The sequence below is a fragment of the Pseudocitrobacter vendiensis genome (genome assembly GCF_943590815.1).
In the GTDB taxonomy this organism is placed as follows: Bacteria; Pseudomonadota; Gammaproteobacteria; order Enterobacterales; family Enterobacteriaceae; genus Pseudocitrobacter; species Pseudocitrobacter vendiensis.
Window position 1 is genome coordinate 61262 of record NZ_CALSBS010000003.1, and the last position, 20462, is coordinate 81723.

The window sequence follows — 20462 nt, forward strand, 5'->3', positions numbered from 1 at the left end:
ATTAAGCAGTACCCTCCTCTCTGATTTCGAAGGTAAAGGGCTTAGCAATGCGCTCGATTCGTTCACTCGCGTTTTTGGCAATAACATCATTCCTTGAAAGGTAAAAACTCAAATCAAAAACCCTGATGTTTTGTCCCTTTTGAATATCAGGTGCAAACGTTTGTACTTTCTTCAATTGCTGTTCATCGAACGAGCCTTGTTCTTTTTAGTTCATCTCTGGTTTAAAAAAACGCCACACCCTGCTTCTTCATCTGCTGGTGGAGCGCCTCAATGGCAATATCCGCCACCGCGCATTTCGCGTCCACTGCCAGTGCTGCGGCGATCCCGGCGGCCTGGCCCAGCGCAAAACAGGTAGGCATCACGCGTGCGGAAGAGAGCGCGACGTGACTCGCCGACAGGGTACGCCCGGCAACCAGCAAGCTTTTAATGTTTTGTGGCACCAGGCAGCGATAGGGGATGTCGTAGCTATCAATTTTTCGCTCATGACAGACTTTTTCACCCTGGGGGCTATGAATATCAATTTCGTAATTGGTTTGCGCGATAACATCTTCAAAGCGACGCGCGTTGAGCAGATCATCTTCCGTAAGCGTGTACATTCCGCAGATGCGATGGCTTTCGCGAACGCCCGTTTCGGCGGCGATATGCGACAAAATGTAGTTTTCAAAGCCGTTACGTTGCAGATAGTGGGCGACGGAAAAAACCTGCTTTAGCGCCTCAACTTCCGCGCGGCTGCTATCGGCAATTAGCGCGCCGTTGCCTTTTACGCGAGTCATATTAACGATAAGCGTACCGTCGGGTTTCAGTTCCCATAGCAAACGGCGCCCTTGCGGTAAATCCTCTACATTTTCATAGTGATAACATCCATCAGGCAACGCCGCCTGTACCGGACTGCCGGTATTCTGCATCTGGAACATCAGCGTCATCGGCTGTGTTAAGCCATCTTCATCGCGCCCGGTTTCATAAGGGGCTCCAGCGGCGATGGCGACTTCCGCATTGCCGGTGCAATCAATCACTACGCGACCTTTTAGCGTTTTCACGCCTTCCCGCGTTTTCACGATCACCGCGTTCACCGTACCGTTCTCCACTACCGGTGCGATAAAATCGGTGTGATAAAGCAGCTGAATATTTTCCTGCTCAATCATCCTGTTCAGGTGGTAGCGTAGCAGCAGAGGATTGAACTGAATTTTGAGTTTCTCTGGCTGCGTGTTTTGCAGCAAAAAATCGGGGCGAATGGCGGTAATAATTTCCCGATAAATCCCGGTCAGATTACCAATCGTCATAAAAATACTAACCGTACCAAGGGTAGCCATTCCCCCCGGTTGCCCGGAACGTTCAACCAGAATGACACTCGCACCGCTGCGAGCTGCGGAAATTGCCGCGGCGACGCCCGCTGGCCCGGCGCCGACCACGATAACGTCCGCTTCAGCATAAAGAGGGGCTTCCAGCAAAATTTGCGTTGTTCCTGACATCTCTCTTCCTTACGCCGTTTCAACGACGCTATCAAAGGCATCGCGATATTCGCTCACGCGCATGCCAAAAATAATATGAAATTCATCCGGGGCAGGATGTGTCACGCCGAGCGCATCGGTGATGGTTTTCATTCCGTTCATATCGACTTGCTGTGGGGAAATAATTTTGATACGCAGACGGGAAATACAGTTGTTAATTTCCTTTATATTTCCTTTACCACCCAGTTTTTCCAGGATCTCTTTCGCGACATCATCAGTAGAGGCATTTTGTCGTATGAGTTTTGATGATCGAATTTCCAGTTCTTTTACCGCGTCAGTATCTTCGGTACCCTCACGACCCGGTGTCGGAATATTGAATTTCTCAATATACCATTTAAAGGTAAAAAGGTAGATGAAGAACAACGCAATACCGAGAAGCACAATCGGTATCCATGTCGATTTATGACCCTGTAATATACCGTTGAAGAGAATTTCAATTAATGTGCTGCCGCCAAGATAAGATGTATTTGTTGCATCGAGAATAGCGAAAGAGAGCCCCTGCAATGTGCAATCGATTAAAAATAGCGGTGGCGCGAGGAACATATACATAAAAGTAAATGGCTCGACGACGCCAGCAAACATTGCCGCAACAGCAGCCGAGATAGCTACCGTTTTTACGCGCTGGCGATCTTTTGCCGCCAGCCAGATACCGATAAGCGCACCGGGAATACCAAACACTTTACCAGGCGTATCGCCCTGACCCAGCCATAACCGGGTAATTTGATGGATGTTCTCGCTAAAATCCGGCGTGGCAAGCGCCGCAACGGTAATGGCTTTTGTGCCAACGTACGTCTGTCCACCAATCTCAAGCGTGCCGCCGACCGGCGTGTAATGCACCAGTGAATACCAGACATGCTGTAGCCCGGTCGGCAACAGCAGTTTTTCAATAAACCCAAACATAAACGAACCGAATATTCCGGCCTTCGCCAGCGCTGAAGCTGCATAATATAGCCCGCCGCCAATCCACGGCCAGACGAACGGAATTAGCAAACCAATCACTAATCCGCTAAGACCTGCAAGAATAGGTGGGAGATGTCGACCTTGATAAAAACCGAAGATTAACGGTAGCTTACGCGTGCTGTTGTGATTTGTTATCGCAGCAGCCAGTGCGCCAATCAGGATTCCACCCAGAACACCGGTATCCACGGTTTGGATGCCCAGCACGACGTTTTGCATTGCCTGGCGCATTGCCATGGTTTGCGATATCGCCAGTACGTTACTTTGTGTGTTTACGGCTACATCCGGTTTCAACAGCATTCCGGCGGCATTAAGCATTAATCCGGAAAAAACCAGCATGAAGATGTAGCCAATAAGTGCTGAAAGCGCCGCGGTCTCTTTCTTACCTTTTTCCGCCATACCAATGGCGATAGAAAGGCAGAATATCAGTGGCATATAAGCAATAATCACCATTCCGGTTTGTGTCAGGAGGTTAGCGATAAACGCAATAACCGGTGATTGAAGCCAGGGTAGATCGGCAGCGAAGTGCGGATTTTTAAGTACCGCACCTATTGATAATAATAATGCAAAGCAGCTCATTACCGCGACGGCAGGAATAAATGAGCGACCGAGCGCAGAGAAATAGTCCTGTAATTTCGCTCTCATGGAATCATCCGTTATTTGAATGGCTGATAATATCTTGATGTCTTATAATCAACTTAATTAATATCTTTATTGTGAATGTGTTTTGATTGCTAATATTTATTAGTAAAGAGTATCAGCCGTAATAAAAAGAGTGAAAGGGAACGTTCCCTTATTTCGTTGGCGATCACAAAAATTCCCATAAATGTTTCATGGACAATAACCCAACACGCCTTCCACACTGACCTATACTTCTCTCATTATGTATTCACCACTAAAAGGAGTGGAAAATGGGACTTTTTGATGAAGTTGTCGGCTCGTTTCTGAACGGCGACGCCGGGAAGTATCAGGCTATCCTGAACTGGGTGAACGAGCAGGGCGGCATTCAGGCATTGCTGCAAAAACTGCAAAACGGTGGGTTGGGTGACATTCTGTCCACGTGGATTAGCAATCAGCACAGCAACCAGCCGGTGAGTGGCGATCAGCTTGAATCGGCATTGGGCACGCCAGCGGTCTCCGATCTCGGCCAAAAACTGGGTATCGATACCGGTTCTGCATCGACTATGTTGGCGGAATATCTGCCGAAAGTCATAGATGCGCTCTCGCCGCAGGGCGAAGTTGAACCGCAGGCGCATAACGATTTACTTAGTGCAGGAATGGATCTTCTGAAAAGCGGCAAACTTTTCGGCTAACTACGCAACAAAAGGGGAGCACGCCAGGCGCGTTGCATCCCCGTTTTAACCCGTCACGGCTGCTGTTTTTTGAGCGGAATCGCGTTAGCATGAGGAAGGACTCATCTAACCTGGGGTATTCATGGCTATCAAACTTATTGCAATCGACATGGACGGAACCTTGCTGTTGCCGGACCATACCATCTCTCCTGCTGTCAAAAAGGCGATCGCCGACGCGCGTGCGCGTGGCGTTAACGTGGTGCTGACCACGGGTCGCCCATACGCAGGCGTGCATAGCTATCTGAAAGAGCTGCACATGGAACAGCCGGGCGATTACTGCATCACCTACAACGGTGCGCTGGTGCAGAAAGCGGGTGATGGCAGCACGGTGGCGCAAACCGCACTGGGCTATGACGACTATCGCTATCTGGAACAGCTTGCGCGCGAAGTGGGCTCGCACTTCCACGCCCTCGATCGCAATACGCTATATACCGCCAACCGCGACATCAGCTATTACACGGTGCATGAATCCTACGTTGCGACAATCCCGCTGGTCTTCTGCGAAGCCGATAAAATGGACCCGGCGACGCAGTTCCTGAAAGTGATGATGATTGATGAGCCTGCCATCCTGGATAAAGCGATTGCGAAAATTCCGGCGGAAGTGAAAGAGAAGTACACCGTGCTGAAAAGTGCGCCGTACTTCCTCGAAATCCTCGATAAACGCGTCAATAAAGGCACTGGCGTGAAATCACTGGCCGATGCGCTGGGCATTAAAGCGGAAGAGATTATGGCAATCGGCGATCAGGAAAACGACATCGCCATGATTGAATTCGCCGGTGTCGGCGTGGCGATGGATAACGCTATTCCATCGGTAAAAGAGGCCGCGAACTTTGTCACTAAATCCAACCTTGAAGATGGCGTGGCCTACGCCATTGAAAAGTTTGCGCTGAATTAAGCACACACCCTACCTGATCCAAACCCGCATCCGATGCGGGTTTTTTTTATCTGATTTTCTCCATTCTTAACATTTTTCTTACGGATTGTCTTTTTTGTGATCTAAATTGTAGTACAACACAGTGTTGTTGTACTACATTGAACGCATGCGATGACAAAAAACACTCACTCTTGTAGTGCAAAAGTGAGGAGAAAGTCAGCGATCGCGGTAAAGTAGAGTGGTACATCCAGAGCATAAGGACTCTCCATGACTCTCAACAAAACCGATCGCATCGTTATCACGCTGGGGAAACAAATCGTCAGCGGTAAGTACGTACCGGGTTCGGCACTTCCGGCGGAAGCTGAACTCTGCGAGGAGTTTGAAACCTCGCGCAACATCATTCGTGAAGTCTTTCGCTCGCTGATGGCTAAGCGGTTGATAGAAATGAAACGTTATCGTGGGGCATTCATTGCGCCGCGTAACCAGTGGAACTACCTCGACACCGAGGTGCTGCAGTGGGTGCTGGAAAACGACTACGACCCTCGACTCATCAGTGCGATGAGTGAAGTGCGAAATCTGGTGGAACCCGCTATCGCGCGTTGGGCGGCTGAACGGGCAACGTCCAGCGATCTGGCGCTGATTGAATCGGCGCTGAACGATATGGTCGCGAATAACCAGGATCGTGACGCATTTAACGAAGCGGATATCCGCTATCACGAAGCGGTGCTGCAATCGGTACACAACCCGGTTTTACAACAGCTTAGCATCGCGATTAGCTCGCTACAGCGGGCAGTATTTGAACGTACCTGGATGGGAGATGAGGCCAACATGCCGCAAACCCTCCAGGAACATAAAGCGCTGTTTGATGCGATACGGCATCAGGACGGCAATGCGGCAGAGCAGGCGGCACTCACGATGATCGCCAGCTCGACACGAAGGTTGAAGGAAATCACATGACATCTCGCTATATCGCAATTGACTGGGGATCGACCAATCTGCGCGCCTGGCTTTATCAGGGCGAGCAATGTCTGGAAAGCAGGCAATCTGAAGCAGGTGTCACGCGCCTGAACGGGAAATCTCCTGACGCGGTGTTAGCAGAGGTCACACAAAACTGGCGTGAAAGCGGAACGCCAGTGGTTATGGCTGGAATGGTGGGAAGCAATGTGGGCTGGAAGATGGCGCCCTATCTCCCCGTTCCTGCTTTTTTTTCAACAATTGGCGAGACGTTAACGTCCGTTGGCGACAATATCTGGATTATTCCCGGATTATGCGTTTCTCGCGACGATAACAAAAACGTGATGCGCGGAGAGGAGACACAACTACTCGGCGCACGCACGCTTTCGCCTTCCTCTCTTTATGTCATGCCCGGCACGCACTGCAAATGGGTAAAAGCCGATCGTACACAGGTTCACGATTTTCGCACCGTAATGACCGGAGAATTGCACCATTTGCTGTTGAATCACTCCCTGATTGGCGCGGGATTACCCCCGCAGGAGAGCGCTCCCGGCGCTTTTGCCGCCGGTCTTGAGCGTGGCCTTAACGCCCCTGCTGTTTTGCCGCAGCTTTTTGAAGTTCGCGCCTCGCACGTACTGGGAACGCTTCCCCGCGAGCAGGTGAGTGAATTTCTCTCTGGCCTGCTGATTGGCGCGGAAGTCGCCAGTATGCGTGACGACCTTACGTGTCAGCAGGTTATCACCATCGTTGCAGGCACTGCGCTGTCGTCGCGTTATCAGCAGGCATTTCACGCAGTGGGTCAGCAGACAAATGTTGTCAGCGGCGATACCGCATTTCAGGCAGGCATAAGGAGCATCGCTCATGCAGTGGCAAACTAAACTACCGCTTATCGCAATACTGCGCGGCATTACGCCGGATGAAGCACTCGAACACGTTGGTGCGGTGATTGACGCAGGATTTGACGCCGTCGAGATCCCGCTTAATTCCCCTGAATGGGAGAGAAGCATTCCGGCCGTTGTGGATGCGTATGGGCAAAAAGCGCTGATTGGCGCCGGAACGGTACTCAAACCTGAACAGGTTGATGTACTTGCCAGAATGGGTTGCAAGCTTATCGTCACCCCTAACATTCACACCGATGTTATCCGCCGCGCGGTGAGTCACGGCATGACGGTGTGTCCTGGCTGCGCGACAGCGACGGAAGCGTTTAGCGCCCTTGAAGCCGGCGCGCAGGCGCTGAAAGTTTTTCCCTCCTCTGCTTTCGGACCGGAATACATCAAAGCGTTGAAAGCGGTACTTCCGCCTGATGTCCCCGTTTTTGCTGTGGGGGGCGTGACGCCGGAGAATCTGACGCAGTGGATCCACGCGGGGTGTGCTGGCGCGGGGTTAGGAAGCGATCTCTATCGCGCCGGGCAATCCGTTGAGCGTACCGCGCAGCAGGCAGTAGCATTTGTTAAGGCATATCGAGAGGCAGTGAAATGAAAATTACCAAAATCACGACGTACCGTTTACCCCCGCGCTGGATGTTCCTCAAAATCGAAACTGATGAAGGCGTTGTGGGCTGGGGCGAACCGGTCATTGAAGGGCGCGCCCGCACGGTAGAAGCGGCGGTTCATGAACTGAGCGACTATCTGATTGGCCAGGACCCTTCGCGCATCAACGACCTGTGGCAGGTGATGTACCGCGCGGGATTTTATCGCGGCGGCCCGATTCTGATGAGCGCCATTGCCGGGATTGACCAGGCATTATGGGATATCAAAGGCAAGGTGTTGAATGCCCCGGTCTGGCAACTGATGGGTGGGCTGGTGCGGGACAAAATCAAAGCCTACAGTTGGGTGGGCGGCGATCGTCCGGCAGATGTGATCGACGGCATTAAAACCTTGCGCGAGATTGGTTTTGATACCTTCAAACTGAACGGTTGTGAAGAAATGGGGTTGATTGATAACTCCCGCGCAGTGGATGCGGCGGTGAATACGGTGGCACAAATTCGCGAAGCCTTTGGCAATCAGATCGAGTTTGGCCTCGATTTTCACGGTCGCGTGAGCGCGCCGATGGCGAAAGTGCTGATAAAAGAGCTGGAGCCTTATCGCCCGCTGTTTATTGAAGAGCCCGTGCTGGCCGAACAGGCGGAATATTATCCGAAACTGGCGGCGCAAACCCATATTCCCATCGCGGCGGGTGAGCGTATGTTCTCGCGCTTTGAGTTTAAACGTGTGCTGGACGCGGGGGGTATTGCGATTCTACAGCCGGATCTCTCCCACGCTGGCGGTATCACCGAGTGCTACAAGATTGCCGGTATGGCGGAAGCGTATGATGTGGCACTGGCGCCGCACTGCCCGCTTGGTCCTATTGCGCTGGCGGCCTGTCTGCACATCGACTTTGTTTCTTATAATGCGGTGCTTCAGGAACAGAGTATGGGCATTCACTACAACAAGGGCGCAGAATTACTCGACTTTGTGAAGAACAAGGATGATTTCAACATGGATGGCGGTTTCTTTAAACCGTTGATGAAACCGGGGCTTGGCGTGGATATCGACGAAGCGAAGGTGATTGAATACAGCAAAAATGCGCCAGACTGGCGCAACCCGTTGTGGCGTCATGAGGATGGCAGCGTAGCGGAGTGGTAATTCACATTCCGTAGACCCATCCCCTTTTAAATATAAAAAAATACACACCCTCTGTAAATTACAGGGCATGGTGAGCGGCTTCGCTATGCCCAAAATCTGGAGACAGATTGCGATGGATATTTCAGTTACTGCTGCAAAACCCGGTCGTCGGCGTTATCTGACGCTGGTAATGATCTTTATTACAGTTGTGATTTGTTACGTTGACCGCGCCAACCTGGCGGTGGCTTCAGCGCATATTCAGGAAGAGTTTGGTATTACTAAAGCAGAAATGGGCTATGTTTTTTCGGCTTTCGCCTGGCTTTATACCTTGTGTCAGATACCTGGCGGTTGGTTTCTTGATCGCGTTGGTTCACGCCTGACTTACTTTATTGCAATATTCGGTTGGTCTGTCGCAACATTATTCCAGGGGTTTGCGACCGGGTTAATGTCGTTAATTGGTCTGCGTGCCATTACCGGTATTTTTGAAGCACCTGCGTTCCCGACGAATAACCGTATGGTGACCAGTTGGTTTCCGGAACACGAACGCGCCTCTGCCGTTGGATTTTATACTTCAGGGCAGTTTGTCGGGCTGGCGTTCCTGACGCCGTTGCTTATCTGGATTCAGGAGATGCTGAGCTGGCACTGGGTCTTTATTATCACGGGCGGCATCGGCATTATCTGGTCGCTGATTTGGTTTAAAGTTTATCAGCCGCCGCGCCTGACGAAGGGCCTTGGCAAAGCCGAACTGGATTATATCCGCGATGGCGGTGGTCTGGTCGATGGCGATGCGCCGGTGAAAAAGTCCGATCGCAAACCGCTCACCGGCGCCGACTGGAAGTTAGTGTTCCACCGTAAACTGGTGGGGGTATACCTGGGACAATTTGCGGTTACTTCGACACTATGGTTTTTCCTGACCTGGTTCCCGAACTATTTAACGCAGGAAAAAGGTATCACGGCGCTGAAAGCGGGTTTCATGACTACCGTACCTTTCCTGGCTGCGTTTGTTGGCGTTCTGCTTTCCGGTTGGCTGGCCGATAGACTGGTGAAAAGAGGCTTCTCACTAGGTGCGGCGCGTAAAACGCCAATTATCTGTGGATTGCTGATCTCTACTTGCATCATGGGTGCTAACTACACCAACGATCCCGTATGGATTATGGCCCTGATGGCGCTCGCGTTCTTCGGAAATGGCTTTGCCTCTATTACCTGGTCACTGGTGTCGTCACTGGCACCGATGCGCCTGATTGGCCTCACTGGTGGTGTATTTAACTTTGTTGGCGGTCTGGGAGGCATCACGGTTCCGCTGGTGATTGGCTATCTGGCGCAGGATTATGGCTTCGGCCCTGCGCTGGTCTATATCTCTGCGGTTGCGCTAATTGGTGCGCTCTCTTACATCCTGCTGGTGGGCGATGTAAAACGCGTCGGATAATCCTCTGAGTGATTTTGTGGAATATGCGCGATACCACTTTGCATAATCCACTTTCTCAAAGCCGGTGATGTTAAACACCGGCTTTTGATTATCTTGCTGTAGAGTTTGAACCGTAATTTTCGTGTGGCACACCAGTAAGCGCGATTAGCGTTATTTGGCTCATTTAGCAGCATGTTAGACAGAATTTCTGCACTATCCAGCGCATAACTGATCCCTTCCAGCGAACTGGCGCTGATGAATCCCGCCGCTTCGCCAATCAAAAACGCGTTCTCTTTTCCGCAGACAAAATCTCCCCAGCGCGAGGGAAACAGCACCGTGCATTTCTCGCTCTTAACTGGTTCGCCGAAATGAAATGCAAAATCTGTCATCTTTGCTTTCAACGCCTCAAAGCGTGCCTGACCATCTTTCATCGGATATGCGCCGCCAAAGATAAAATAGCCGTCTTTGCTGATGCTCCATGAGTAGCAATCTGTCACGGCGTTATCGAAAATGCAGGAGTAAAACGGCACGGCGTGCGCTTCGGGGAACCACTGTTGAATGGCAACGTATTTGCGGATTTGGTGATCCGGGTACAGATGACGCCTCACCAGGGAGTTAGCGCCGTCGGCGCCGACCAGCCAGCGGGCTGTGATGTGTTGTTCCTCACCGTTAACCTGAAACAGAACGTGCCACAACTCCCCTTCGCGCCACACCTTTCGACATAGGGTATCGTGATGAACGGTCACCACGTCTGGAATCAATGATTTCATCCATAAATCAAAGGCATGGCGATTAATATTGATATAGCTTCGCTGGTAATTGCGGGTCAGCCTGGCGGCAACATCGACCGTTTTAACGCTGAATATCTGTGGGTTGGCGATAACCTCAATGGGGAGGGTAATTCCGTCGCGAATAAACGCCCGTTGCGCATCCGGCGCTAACAGTCCACCGCAGGGTTTGCTGAAGCCTTCCGTGCCGCACTGACATTTTTTATCCAGTGCGATGACACGCATTTTCCCTGCCAGTTTCCGCGCCAGCGCAGAGCCAGCAGGGCCGAGGCCGATAATCGCCACGTCAAAATGTTCCATCTTTTTGCTCGCCAAAGTTGAGATGGCGATACGCTAATGCCTGAAAGTGAACTCTGTGTGAAGTATGATGACGGAAATTGTCTTGCATCAGGACTGCACCATGAAACAGGTCACCTTCGCTTCTCGCCATCATCAGCTCACCAACATCAATACCTGGACGCCAGACAGTCAGTGGCTGGTGTTTGATGTGCGTCCTTCGGGGGCCTCATTTACCGGTGAGACTATCGAACGTGTGAATATTCATACCGGCGAGCTCGACGTTATTTACCGCGCTACCCAGGGTGCGCACGTCGGCGTGGTGACCGTTCATCCTCTGCATGAGAAATATGTGTTTATCCACGGCCCGGAGAATCCGGATGCCGCCTGGCAGTACGATTTTCACCATCGCCGTGGTGTGATTACTGAAAACAGTACGACCACCAATCTGGATGCGATGGATATCACTGCGCCTTACACGCCTGGCGCGCTGCGTGGCGGGAGCCACGTGCATGTGTTTAGCCCTAACGGTGAGAATGTCAGCTTTACCTATAACGACCACGTGATGCACGAATACAACCCGGCGTATGACCTGCGCAATGTTGGCGTTGCCGTACCGTTTGGGCCGGTGAATGTCTCCGTTCAGCATCCGCGTGAATACAGCGGAAGCCACTGGTGTGTTCTTGTCAGTAAAACCACGCCTGCGCCGCAGCCGGGTAGCGATGAGATCAATCGCGCCTATGAAGAGGGCTGGGTAGGGAATGAGAAGCTGGCGTTTATTGGCGACACGCTGTCGGTGAAGGGCGAGAAAGTCCCTGAGTTGTTCATTGTTGATTTGCCGCAAAATGAGCAGGGGTGGAAACAGCCGGGCGAAGCGCCGCTGGCCGGAACGGAAACCACGCTGCCTGCGCCGCCCGCAGGTGTGGTGCAGCGTCGCTTAACCTTCACGCATCAACGGGCGTATCCTGGGCTGGTGAATGTGCCACGTCATTGGGTGCGCAGCAACCCGCAGGGTACGGAAATCGCGGTACTGATGCGCGATGAACGCGGTGTGGTTCAGCTGTGGCTGATATCCCCGGAAGGTGGAGAGCCGCGCCAGCTTACCCATCTTGAGAGTGATATTCAGTCGGCGTTTAACTGGCATCCGTCAGGGAATGCATTGGGCTTTGTGCTGGAAAATAGAATTGCGATAGCCGATGTGGCAAGCGGAAACGTGCGCTTTTTGACAACCGATCACGGTAACCCGCCGTCTGCCGATGCCGTCGTTTTCTCACCCGATGGCAATGATATTGCCTGGATGGAAGAGACGGCGGGCTTCCGTCAGCTATGGATAACCGAAACCGGCCTCTGAACTACGGCGAAGGCATTGGCGCTGGCGGAATGACAGAGTTTGTCGCCAGTGTCTCCTGCTCGCTCTTTTCGACACGCGAACGCACGGAGTTATCGGTGCGGAACATGTCCCACGGCAGCAACAGGGTATCCATCACCGCTGTGAATGGCATATCGAGCGCCACCAGCGACTTGGTGCCCCAGTTACTGTCATCATCGCCGAGCATGGTCGCGCTTGCCCGCGTACCCGGATACGTACCTTCTTTGCCACCCGTATGCGACATTACGCTTGAGCAGCCGCCTACTAACATCATCCCACTGAACAGAGCCAGCTTAAGCAAATTATTTTTTATCATGATTTAATCATCGTATCGGAGCCGGGAGGGCTCATCTGTACGGGTTATAGCCACCCGTAGCGAAAATGGATAGTCCTGGCTTCCCGCTCTGTGGCGGTTGTCGCACTTTAACCAAGAGTGCTCTACCCCAGTCTATGCCTTCAGCACGAAAGTGCAAAAAAAGTAAGACATATGCCCTTGAAAATCGCTCCTCAGAACACATTTTAAGAGTGTAGCCCAATGAGGAGCACGCCTGATGGGTGCTTCGGGTATCACCGCCTGTCCATGATGGAAGGCCGTAAAAATTCTCGCTGATTTCAGGAGCTATTGATTATGCGTAACTTTGATTTATCCCCGCTATACCGTTCTGCTATTGGTTTTGACCGCCTGTTCAATCTGTTAGAAAACAATCAAACCCAGAGTAACGGCGGCTACCCTCCGTACAACGTTGAGCTGGTAGACGAAAACCACTACCGCATTGCGATTGCCGTTGCCGGTTTTGCTGAAAGCGAGCTGGAAATCACCGCCCAGGACAACATGCTGGTGGTGAAAGGCGCTCATGCGGCTGAGCAGAAAGAGCGTACCTATCTCTATCAGGGGATCGCCGAGCGCAACTTTGAACGCAAGTTCCAGTTAGCGGAAAACATCCACGTGCGTGGCGCAAACCTGGTGAATGGCCTGCTCTATATCGAACTTGAGCGCGTGATTCCTGAAGCGAATAAACCGCGCCGCATCGAAATCAACTAATTCAGTGAGCCGCTACGGCGGCTCAAATTACCCAGGCTTGCCGTCAGGGAGCCTCATGCGAATCTTCATGATTCGCAGGACTTCACTCGCTTCTTAGAAGGAGAATGTATTATGCGTAACTACGATTTATCCCCACTGCTGCGTCAATGGATCGGTTTTGACAAAATGGCGAACGCGTTGCAAAACGCCGGTGAAAGCCAGAGCTTCCCGCCCTATAACATCGAGAAAAGCGACGATAACCACTATCGCATTACCCTCGCGCTGGCTGGTTTCCGTCAGGAAGATCTGGATATTCAACTGGAAGGCACGCGCCTGACCGTGAAAGGCACGCCGCAGCCGCAGGAAAAAGAGACTAAATGGTTACATCAGGGTTTGGTCACCCAGGCGTTCAGCCTGAGCTTCACACTGGCTGAAAATATGGAAGTGTCAGGCGCAACCTTCACGAACGGCTTGTTGCATATCGATTTAACCCGCAACGTGCCGGAAGAGATTGCCCCGCAGCGTATCGCCATCAGCGAGCGCCCGGCGTTGAACAGCTAGCAATGTATTGAATTTGCATGATTTTGTAGGCCGGATAAGGCGTTCACGCCGCATCCGGCAACAACAACGCGCACTTTGTCAGCAATCTAAAGCCTCGTCTTAAGACGGGGCTTTTTTGTGCCTGCTAAAAATCCAAAGTAATTGTGCGCAAATCCCCATACAACCCACCGCATTTCTGCGAGAATCCACACTACAGGTAATGTTATTCACAGGGAAAATAGTATGAGTGATATAGCAATGACCGTCAGTGTGCTTGCTCTGGTAGCCGTCGTCGGCCTCTGGATAGGCAACGTCAAGATCCGCGGCATTGGCCTCGGTATTGGTGGCGTGCTGTTTGGCGGGATAATCGTAGGACACTTTGTCGAGATGGCAGGCGTCGAGCTTAGCGGCCCGATGCTCCATTTTATTCAGGAATTCGGCCTGATTCTCTTCGTCTACACCATCGGGATTCAGGTGGGGCCGGGATTCTTCGCCTCATTACGCGTCTCCGGGCTTCGGCTTAACCTCTTCGCCATTTTGATTGTGCTGCTGGGCGGCGTCGTCACCACGCTGCTGCATAAAATCTTCGATATCCCGCTGCCTGTCGTATTAGGGATATTCTCCGGCGCGGTCACCAACACGCCAGCCCTGGGCGCGGGTCAACAAATTCTGCGCGATCTTGGCGTGCCGTTTGATGTGGTCGATCAAATGGGCATGAGCTACGCGATGGCTTATCCTTTCGGCATCTGCGGTATCCTCCTCACCATGTGGCTGCTGCGCCTGTTCTTTCGCATTAATGTCGAGAAAGAAGCCCGACGTTTTGATAAACAAGCCGGTAACAATCACGAAAATCTGCAAACCATCAACATTTGCGTCGAAAACCCAAACCTGCATAGCATGGCGATTCAGGATGTCCCCATTCTGAACAGCGACAAAATTATCTGCTCGCGCCTGAAACGCGGTGACATCTTGATGGTGCCATCGCCCGCTACGCTCATTGAGCAGGGTGATTTGCTGCATCTGGTGGGCCGACGAGCCGATCTGCACGATGCCCAACTGGTGATCGGTAAAGAGGTTGAAACGTCGCTCTCCACGCGCGGTACCGACATGAAAGTCGAGCGCATCGTGGTCACCAACGAGAAGGTGCTCGGCAAGCGAATCCGCGATTTGCACTACAAACAGCGCTATGACGTGGTTATCTCTCGTCTCAATCGTGCGGGCGTAGAACTGGTCGCCAGCAGCCACGCGACACTACAATTTGGTGACATCCTCAATCTGGTGGGGCGCCCGGCGGCAATCGATGCCGTGGCGGCTGAACTGGGCAACGCGCAGCAAAAACTGCAACAGGTGCAAATGCTGCCGGTCTTTATCGGTATCGGCCTTGGCGTACTGTTGGGTTCTGTGCCGTTGTTTATTCCCGGCTTCCCGGTGGCGTTAAAACTGGGCCTCGCCGGTGGGCCGCTGATTATGGCGCTGATCCTCGGGCGTATCGGCAGCATTGGGAAGCTGTACTGGTTTATGCCGCCGAGCGCCAACCTGGCGCTGCGTGAGCTGGGTATTGTGCTGTTTTTATCGGTGGTTGGCCTGAAATCGGGCGGCGAATTTGTTGATACCCTGGTGCACGGCGACGGTCTGAGTTGGATTGGCTACGGCATTTTCATTACCGCGATACCGCTTATTACCGTGGGTATTCTGGCGCGTATCTTTGCGCGCATGAACTACCTGACGTTGTGCGGCATGCTGGCTGGCTCGATGACCGACCCACCCGCGCTGGCCTTCGCCAACAATCTGCACGCGACCAGCGGCGCGGCCGCGCTCTCTTACGCCACCGTGTATCCGCTGGTGATGTTCCTGCGCATCATCACCCCGCAGCTACTGGCGGTGCTATTCTGGGGAATGGGTTAACGGGCTATTATCGGTGTGGACGCGCCGTAAATGGTAGTCCACCTGATATTCACTGGCATTACGAAACATCACCGAATAATTAAGAAACTCGCCGCTGTCGCTGTAGGAAAGAGAGGTAATACGCAGCAGCGGCGTCTGTTCCGGCACGTTCATCGACTGTGCCAGCTGCCTGTCTGCCAGCACGGGCGTCAGGCTTTCATAGTTACCGCTGATGGTGATTCCGCACTCCTTCTCAATGTAATCAAACTTTGACCCTTCCAGATGCCCCAGCGAGAGCGTACGAAACAGTTTCACCGGCATGTAGCTGTCTTCCAGCATTAATGGTTTCCCGTCTACATACCGCACGCGGCGTGAAAAGTAGATCCGCTCATTAATCTGGATGCGCAGCTGGCTGGCGATAGCGGGCGGCGCGGGCATCACTTCAAACACCAGTACCTTGCTCACCACCTCTTTCCCCTGCTGGCGCAGCACCTCCGCCAGCCCGGTGAGGTTGGTGGTCTCATGATGAACATCTTTGCGCGCCACGTAGGTCCCGCTGCCGTGGCGGCGGACGACCAGCCCCCATGCAATCAGCATATCCACCGCTTTGCGAATGGTCATGCGTGCAACGCCAAATTCCTGGGCGAGAATTTTCTCGGCCGGAAGCAGGCTTCCCACGCTGTAGTCGGAGGAGTTGAGCCGTAAACGCAGTTTGTCAGCGATTGATTTGTAGATCACCAGTAGACCTCTGTTTTAGGGTAAGCGGTAAGAATCGAACCTCTGTTTCTAATTATTAATTCATACATATCACTAAGATAAAACGTGTTCTCTCGGTGAATCTTTTCGCGCAAATTTATGTTGTCTATTTTTCTATGAAAAAGTAGACAACATCAGCGCAATTAAAACCATGAAAGGGATCACGAATCGAACCGGCGCGACATGTTGTCTGCCCGGCAAATTCCTATTCTCGAAGCAGGCTGATAGAGAAGATAAATAAAGCCACTCACCCTACAAGTTGTTAAATGAGGATTACCAAATGCTCAGTCAAATACAACGCTTTGGCGGCGCCATGTTTACCCCGGTATTGCTGTTTCCTTTTGCCGGGATCGTGGTGGGTATCGCCATTATGTTGCGTAACCCGATGTTTGTCGGCGAAGCGCTCACGGCTCCCGATAATTTATTTGCTCAGATTGTTCATATTATTGAAGAAGGCGGCTGGACCGTATTTCGCAACATGCCGCTTATTTTCGCCGTTGGCTTACCGATTGGCCTGGCAAAGCAGGCGCAGGGCCGAGCCTGTCTGGCGGTGCTGGTGAGTTTTCTCACCTGGAACTACTTTATTAACGCGATGGGAATGACCTGGGGCCACTTTTTTGGCGTCGATTTTTCCGTCGATCCTACCGCCGGTAGTGGCCTGACGATGATCGCCGGAATAAAAACGCTCGACACCAGTATTATCGGCGCGATCGTTATTTCCGGTATCGTTACTGCGCTGCATAACCGCTATTTTGATAAACCTCTGCCGGTATTTCTCGGTATTTTCCAGGGAACATCGTTTGTGGTGATTGTCGCTTTCCTGGCGATGATCCCCTGCGCCTGGTTAACCCTGCTTGGCTGGCCCAAAGTGCAATTAGGCATTGAATCACTGCAGGCATTTTTACGCTCTGCCGGGGCGTTGGGTGTATGGGTTTATATCTTCCTGGAACGTATTTTGATTCCAACCGGTTTACATCACTTCGTCTATGGCCCGTTCATCTTTGGCCCGGCAGTGGTTGAAAGCGGCATTCAGGTTTACTGGGCGCAGCATTTACAGGAATTCAGCCAGAGCACCGAACCGCTGAAAGCGCTGTTCCCGGAAGGCGGTTTCGCCCTGCACGGCAACTCGAAGGTCTTTGGCTCCGTTGGCATTGCGCTGGCGCTCTACTTCACCGCCGCGCCGGAAAACCGCGTCAAAGTCGCTGGTTTGCTGATTCCCGCCACGCTGACGGCGATGCTGGTTGGCATCACCGAACCGCTGGAGTTCACTTTCCTGTTTATCTCACCGCTTCTGTTCGCCGTACACGCCGTGCTGGCCGCGACGATGGCGACGGTGATGTATATGTGCGGTGTCGTCGGCAACTTCGGCGGTGGCCTTTTGGATCAGTTCCTGCCGCAGAACTGGATACCGATGTTCCACAACCATGCGTCGATGATGTTTATCCAGATTGGTGTTGGCGTATGCTTTACCGCGCTCTACTTCGTCATCTTCCGCACCCTGATTCTGCGCTTCAACCTGAAAACGCCGGGCCGTGAAGAAAGCGAAATCAAGCTCTACAGCAAAGCCGATTACCAGGCCGCACGCGGTAAAACCAGCGCCGCAGGTGCACCGGACACCAAACTGGGCCAGGCCGCCGGATTCCTGCAAGCGTTGGGCGGCGCGGCAAATATCGAAAGTATCAATAACTGCGCCACCCGACTGCGCATTGCCCTGAAAGACATGGCGCATACGCAAAGTGACGAGGTCTTTAAAGCGCTGGGCGCACACGGCGTCGTGCGCCGTGGCAACGGAATTCAGGTGATTGTCGGCCTGCATGTCCCCCAGGTTCGCGACCAGCTTGAAACCCTAATGAAAGAATCTTTCCCGACCGAACAATCCACCATGACGGAGGCAGTATCATGAAAAAATTCTCAGTTGTTATCGCAGGCGGCGGCAGCACATTTACTCCCGGTATCGTCCTGATGTTGCTGGCAAACCAGGATCGTTTCCCTCTGCGTTCACTGAAATTTTACGACAACGACGGGGCCCGTCAGGAAGTGATCGCCGAGGCCTGTAAAATCGTCCTCAAAGAGCAGGCACCGGATATCGAGTTCAGCTACACCACCGATCCGGAAACGGCTTTTACCGATGTCGATTTTGTGATGGCGCACATCCGTGTCGGTAAATATCCGATGCGTGAAAAAGATGAAAAAATCCCGCTGCGCCACGGCGTGCTCGGCCAGGAAACCTGCGGGCCTGGTGGGATTGCCTACGGTATGCGCTCTATCGGCGGTGTGCTGGAGCTGGTGGATTACATGGAAAAATATTCGCCGAACGCCTGGATGTTGAACTACTCCAACCCGGCGGCGATTGTGGCGGAAGCGACCCGTCGCCTGCGTCCGAATGCGAAAATCCTCAACATTTGTGATATGCCGATCGGTATTGAAGGGCGCATGGCGCAAATCGTGGGCCTGCAAGATCGCAAACAGATGCGCGTACGCTACTACGGCCTCAACCACTTCGGCTGGTGGACCTCTATCGAGGATCTGCAAGGTAACGATTTGATGCCGAAATTACGTGAATATGTGGCAAAACACGGCTATGTTCCGCCCTCTAACGATCCGCATACGGAAGCTAGCTGGAACGATACCTTTGCCAAGGCGAAAGATGTGCAGGCCCTCGACCCGCAAACCCTGCCCAACACGTACCTGAAATATTACCTGTTCCCGGACTACGTGGTGGCCCACTCCAACCCGGAACGCACGCGCGCCAACGAAGTGATGGACCACCGCGAGAAACACGTCTTCAGCGCCTGCCGGGCAATTATTGAAGCGGGTAACTCCTCTGCGGGCGAGCTGGAAATCGATGAACATGCGTCTTACATCGTCGATCTGGCGGCGGCGATTGCCTTCAACACCCAGGAGCGCATGCTGTTGATTGTGCCGAACAATGGCGCTATTTCTAACTTTGATGCTGACGCGATGGTCGAAATTCCGTGCCTGGTGGGCCACAACGGGCCAGAGCCGCTGACCGTTGGCGAAATCCCGCACTTCCAGAAAGGGATGATGGGCCAGCAGGTGATGGTTGAAAAACTGGTCGTGGATGCCTGGGAACAGCGCTCATACCAGAAATTGTGGCAGGCGATTACGCTGTCGAAAACCGTGCCGAGCGCGTCGGTGGCGAAAGCGATTCTTGATGATTTGGTTGAGGCGAATAGGGAGTATTGGCCGGAATTGAATTAACCGCCAGGGTCAGTGTCCTGTGGGCGCTGACCCTGATGTTTTAACACTGCCGAAGGAGCGTAGCCAAATTTCTGTTTAAATGCTTTGCTGAAATGAAAAGCATCAAAAAAGCTCAGCATATCTGCCACATTGCCTACCGTATTTCCCTCCTGCTTTAATAATGACAGTGCGAGATCCAGCCTGGCATCCAGATAATACTCATTAGGTGTTTTGCCGGTGTAACGAAGAAAAAGACGACGCAGCCACGCCTCACTACAGGGGATAAATCGTGCCATTTCGGTAACCGTCCAGCGCTTTTGTGGGCTGGCATGCAACGCGGTAATTAGCTTCTCGACCTGATTTCGCTGCGGATCTTTTTTCTCACTCTGGGAAATAAGATAAATCCACTGATATATAATTTTTGTGAGATAAGCAACGGCAAGATTATGCTGCATGGCATTATCGCTGGTAATTAAATCAGATACTTCTTTTAATTCAGCACTAAAGATTTCTCCGTTATAAATAATACCTTTCTGTAATATCGGAATTTCCATTACGCTGGTGGGGATAAACTCCATCCAGTACTGTTCCCAGAGTAAACCATCACAGTGATAGGATTGGATGTCTGTAGGCTTCAAAAAGATAATGCAATTGCCATTCAGTGTGATCAGCTCGTTGTTTTTAAGCAAGATTTTACCGCATCCCTGTACCGTGTAGACGGCCACCCATGAGTTCGCGATCAGCGGTTTTTTCTTATCGCTTGGCCAAAATACCTGATAACGCTCATCGGCAAAGGTATGCCAAAGAGAGAGCAACGAAATTCCGCTAGAGATCACATTTTCGTTAATCAGCAGCGGAATATTAAAAGTGGTTTCGTTTTTTACATGCGAAATACTCTTTTTTCCATTCATTTTAATTACTCGCCGGAGAATTATGCCTGCAACCTGGCGTAAACGTTAACAGAAAACGGTAAG

20 protein-coding genes and 1 other annotated feature are annotated in these 20462 nt (G+C 52.1%); of the genes, 13 read left to right on the forward strand and 7 right to left on the reverse strand.

Features of this window, described 5'->3' with window-relative positions:
- Position 1 precedes the first annotated feature (1 nt).
- The 3 genes from NMC31_RS04870 to NMC31_RS04880 are packed head-to-tail and all read right to left on the reverse strand — an operon-like array spanning position 2 to position 3110.
- A complete protein-coding gene (locus NMC31_RS04870) occupies positions 2-175 on the reverse strand; it encodes a hypothetical protein (RefSeq protein ID WP_253897149.1) in 174 nt (57 codons plus the stop codon).
- Positions 176-221: 46 nt separating this feature from the next.
- Positions 222-1469, reverse strand: a complete 1248-nt coding sequence (locus NMC31_RS04875; protein WP_253897150.1) for an FAD-dependent oxidoreductase — start codon at positions 1467-1469, stop codon at positions 222-224.
- 9 nt (positions 1470-1478) lie between these two features.
- Positions 1479-3110, reverse strand: coding sequence for a PTS transporter subunit EIIC (locus NMC31_RS04880; protein WP_253897151.1), 1632 nt, complete (start codon positions 3108-3110; stop codon positions 1479-1481).
- Between the two features lie 266 nt (positions 3111-3376).
- Here NMC31_RS04880 and NMC31_RS04885 point away from each other — a divergent pair, with 266 nt between their 5' ends.
- The 7 genes from NMC31_RS04885 (at position 3377) to NMC31_RS04915 (ending at position 9674) form a co-directional block, all read left to right on the forward strand.
- Positions 3377-3778, forward strand: a complete 402-nt coding sequence (locus tag NMC31_RS04885; RefSeq protein WP_253897152.1) for a YidB family protein — start codon at positions 3377-3379, stop codon at positions 3776-3778.
- 121 nt (positions 3779-3899) lie between these two features.
- Entirely contained in the window at positions 3900-4712 is an 813-nt protein-coding gene (gene yidA, locus NMC31_RS04890; RefSeq protein WP_015343933.1) for a sugar-phosphatase, read from the forward strand.
- Positions 4713-4958: 246 nt separating this feature from the next.
- Positions 4959-5648, forward strand: coding sequence for a D-galactonate utilization transcriptional regulator DgoR (gene dgoR / locus NMC31_RS04895; RefSeq protein ID WP_149463780.1), 690 nt, complete (start codon positions 4959-4961; stop codon positions 5646-5648).
- Positions 5645-6523, forward strand: a complete 879-nt coding sequence (locus NMC31_RS04900) for a 2-dehydro-3-deoxygalactonokinase (protein WP_149463779.1) — start codon at positions 5645-5647, stop codon at positions 6521-6523. The genes dgoR and NMC31_RS04900 overlap by 4 nt, the downstream gene beginning before the upstream one ends.
- A complete protein-coding gene (locus NMC31_RS04905) occupies positions 6507-7124 on the forward strand; it encodes a 2-dehydro-3-deoxy-6-phosphogalactonate aldolase (RefSeq protein ID WP_253897153.1) in 618 nt (205 codons plus the stop codon). Before NMC31_RS04900 ends, NMC31_RS04905 begins: the two co-directional genes overlap by 17 nt.
- Complete coding sequence (gene dgoD, locus NMC31_RS04910) at positions 7121-8269, forward strand: galactonate dehydratase (RefSeq protein ID WP_253897154.1); 1149 nt, start codon at positions 7121-7123, stop codon at positions 8267-8269. Before NMC31_RS04905 ends, dgoD begins: the two co-directional genes overlap by 4 nt.
- A gap of 67 nt (positions 8270-8336) precedes the next feature.
- Positions 8337-9674, forward strand: a complete 1338-nt coding sequence (locus NMC31_RS04915; protein WP_253897155.1) for an MFS transporter — start codon at positions 8337-8339, stop codon at positions 9672-9674.
- Here NMC31_RS04915 and cbrA read toward each other — a convergent pair.
- The gene (gene cbrA, locus NMC31_RS04920; protein WP_253897156.1) at positions 9635-10741 is read right to left on the reverse strand and encodes a colicin M resistance lipid reductase CbrA; all 1107 of its coding nucleotides are present in this window, start codon (positions 10739-10741) and stop codon (positions 9635-9637) included. The genes NMC31_RS04915 and cbrA overlap by 40 nt on opposite strands.
- Positions 10742-10841: 100 nt before the next feature.
- Between cbrA and NMC31_RS04925 the strand changes: the two genes are divergently transcribed.
- Positions 10842-12068 (forward strand): YidR family protein, encoded by a 1227-nt coding sequence (locus tag NMC31_RS04925; protein WP_253897157.1) that lies wholly within the window; start codon positions 10842-10844, stop codon positions 12066-12068.
- 1 nt (position 12069) lies between these two features.
- Here NMC31_RS04925 and NMC31_RS04930 read toward each other — a convergent pair whose 3' ends face one another.
- Positions 12070-12402, reverse strand: a complete 333-nt coding sequence (locus tag NMC31_RS04930; RefSeq protein WP_149463773.1) for a YceK/YidQ family lipoprotein — start codon at positions 12400-12402, stop codon at positions 12070-12072.
- Between the two features lie 244 nt (positions 12403-12646).
- Positions 12647-12721 (forward strand) — a sequence feature (ROSE (Repression Of Heat Shock gene Expression) occurs in the 5'-region of heat shock genes and acts as an RNA thermometer to modulate expression.).
- On the opposite strand from NMC31_RS04930, the gene ibpA reads away from it, so the two are divergent.
- The 3 genes from ibpA to NMC31_RS04945 all read left to right on the forward strand — a co-directional run bounded on the left by ibpA (position 12715) and on the right by NMC31_RS04945 (position 15552).
- Complete coding sequence (ibpA, locus tag NMC31_RS04935) at positions 12715-13128, forward strand: small heat shock chaperone IbpA (RefSeq protein WP_015343937.1); 414 nt, start codon at positions 12715-12717, stop codon at positions 13126-13128. Its footprint overlaps the feature before it by 7 nt.
- A 111-nt stretch (positions 13129-13239) precedes the next feature.
- Positions 13240-13668 carry a small heat shock chaperone IbpB gene (ibpB, locus tag NMC31_RS04940; protein WP_253897158.1) on the forward strand — a complete coding sequence of 143 codons (429 nt, stop codon included), beginning with the start codon at positions 13240-13242 and terminating at the stop codon, positions 13666-13668.
- Positions 13669-13890: 222 nt separating this feature from the next.
- Positions 13891-15552: a putative transporter gene (locus NMC31_RS04945; RefSeq protein ID WP_253897159.1), complete on the forward strand. Its 1662-nt coding sequence runs from the start codon at positions 13891-13893 to the stop codon at positions 15550-15552.
- Here NMC31_RS04945 and NMC31_RS04950 read toward each other — a convergent pair.
- Positions 15532-16269 carry a GntR family transcriptional regulator gene (locus NMC31_RS04950; protein ID WP_253897160.1) on the reverse strand — a complete coding sequence of 246 codons (738 nt, stop codon included), beginning with the start codon at positions 16267-16269 and terminating at the stop codon, positions 15532-15534. The genes NMC31_RS04945 and NMC31_RS04950 overlap by 21 nt on opposite strands.
- 298 nt (positions 16270-16567) lie before the next feature.
- On the opposite strand from NMC31_RS04950, the gene NMC31_RS04955 reads away from it, so the two are divergent.
- Positions 16568-18190: an alpha-glucoside-specific PTS transporter subunit IIBC gene (locus NMC31_RS04955; RefSeq protein WP_015343941.1), complete on the forward strand. Its 1623-nt coding sequence runs from the start codon at positions 16568-16570 to the stop codon at positions 18188-18190.
- Positions 18187-19509 (forward strand): 6-phospho-alpha-glucosidase, encoded by a 1323-nt coding sequence (locus tag NMC31_RS04960; protein WP_253897161.1) that lies wholly within the window; start codon positions 18187-18189, stop codon positions 19507-19509. The genes NMC31_RS04955 and NMC31_RS04960 overlap by 4 nt, the downstream gene beginning before the upstream one ends.
- Here NMC31_RS04960 and NMC31_RS04965 read toward each other — a convergent pair.
- Entirely contained in the window at positions 19506-20399 is an 894-nt protein-coding gene (locus NMC31_RS04965) for a helix-turn-helix transcriptional regulator (protein ID WP_253897162.1), read from the reverse strand. The genes NMC31_RS04960 and NMC31_RS04965 overlap by 4 nt on opposite strands.
- Between the last annotated feature and the right edge of the window lie 63 nt (positions 20400-20462).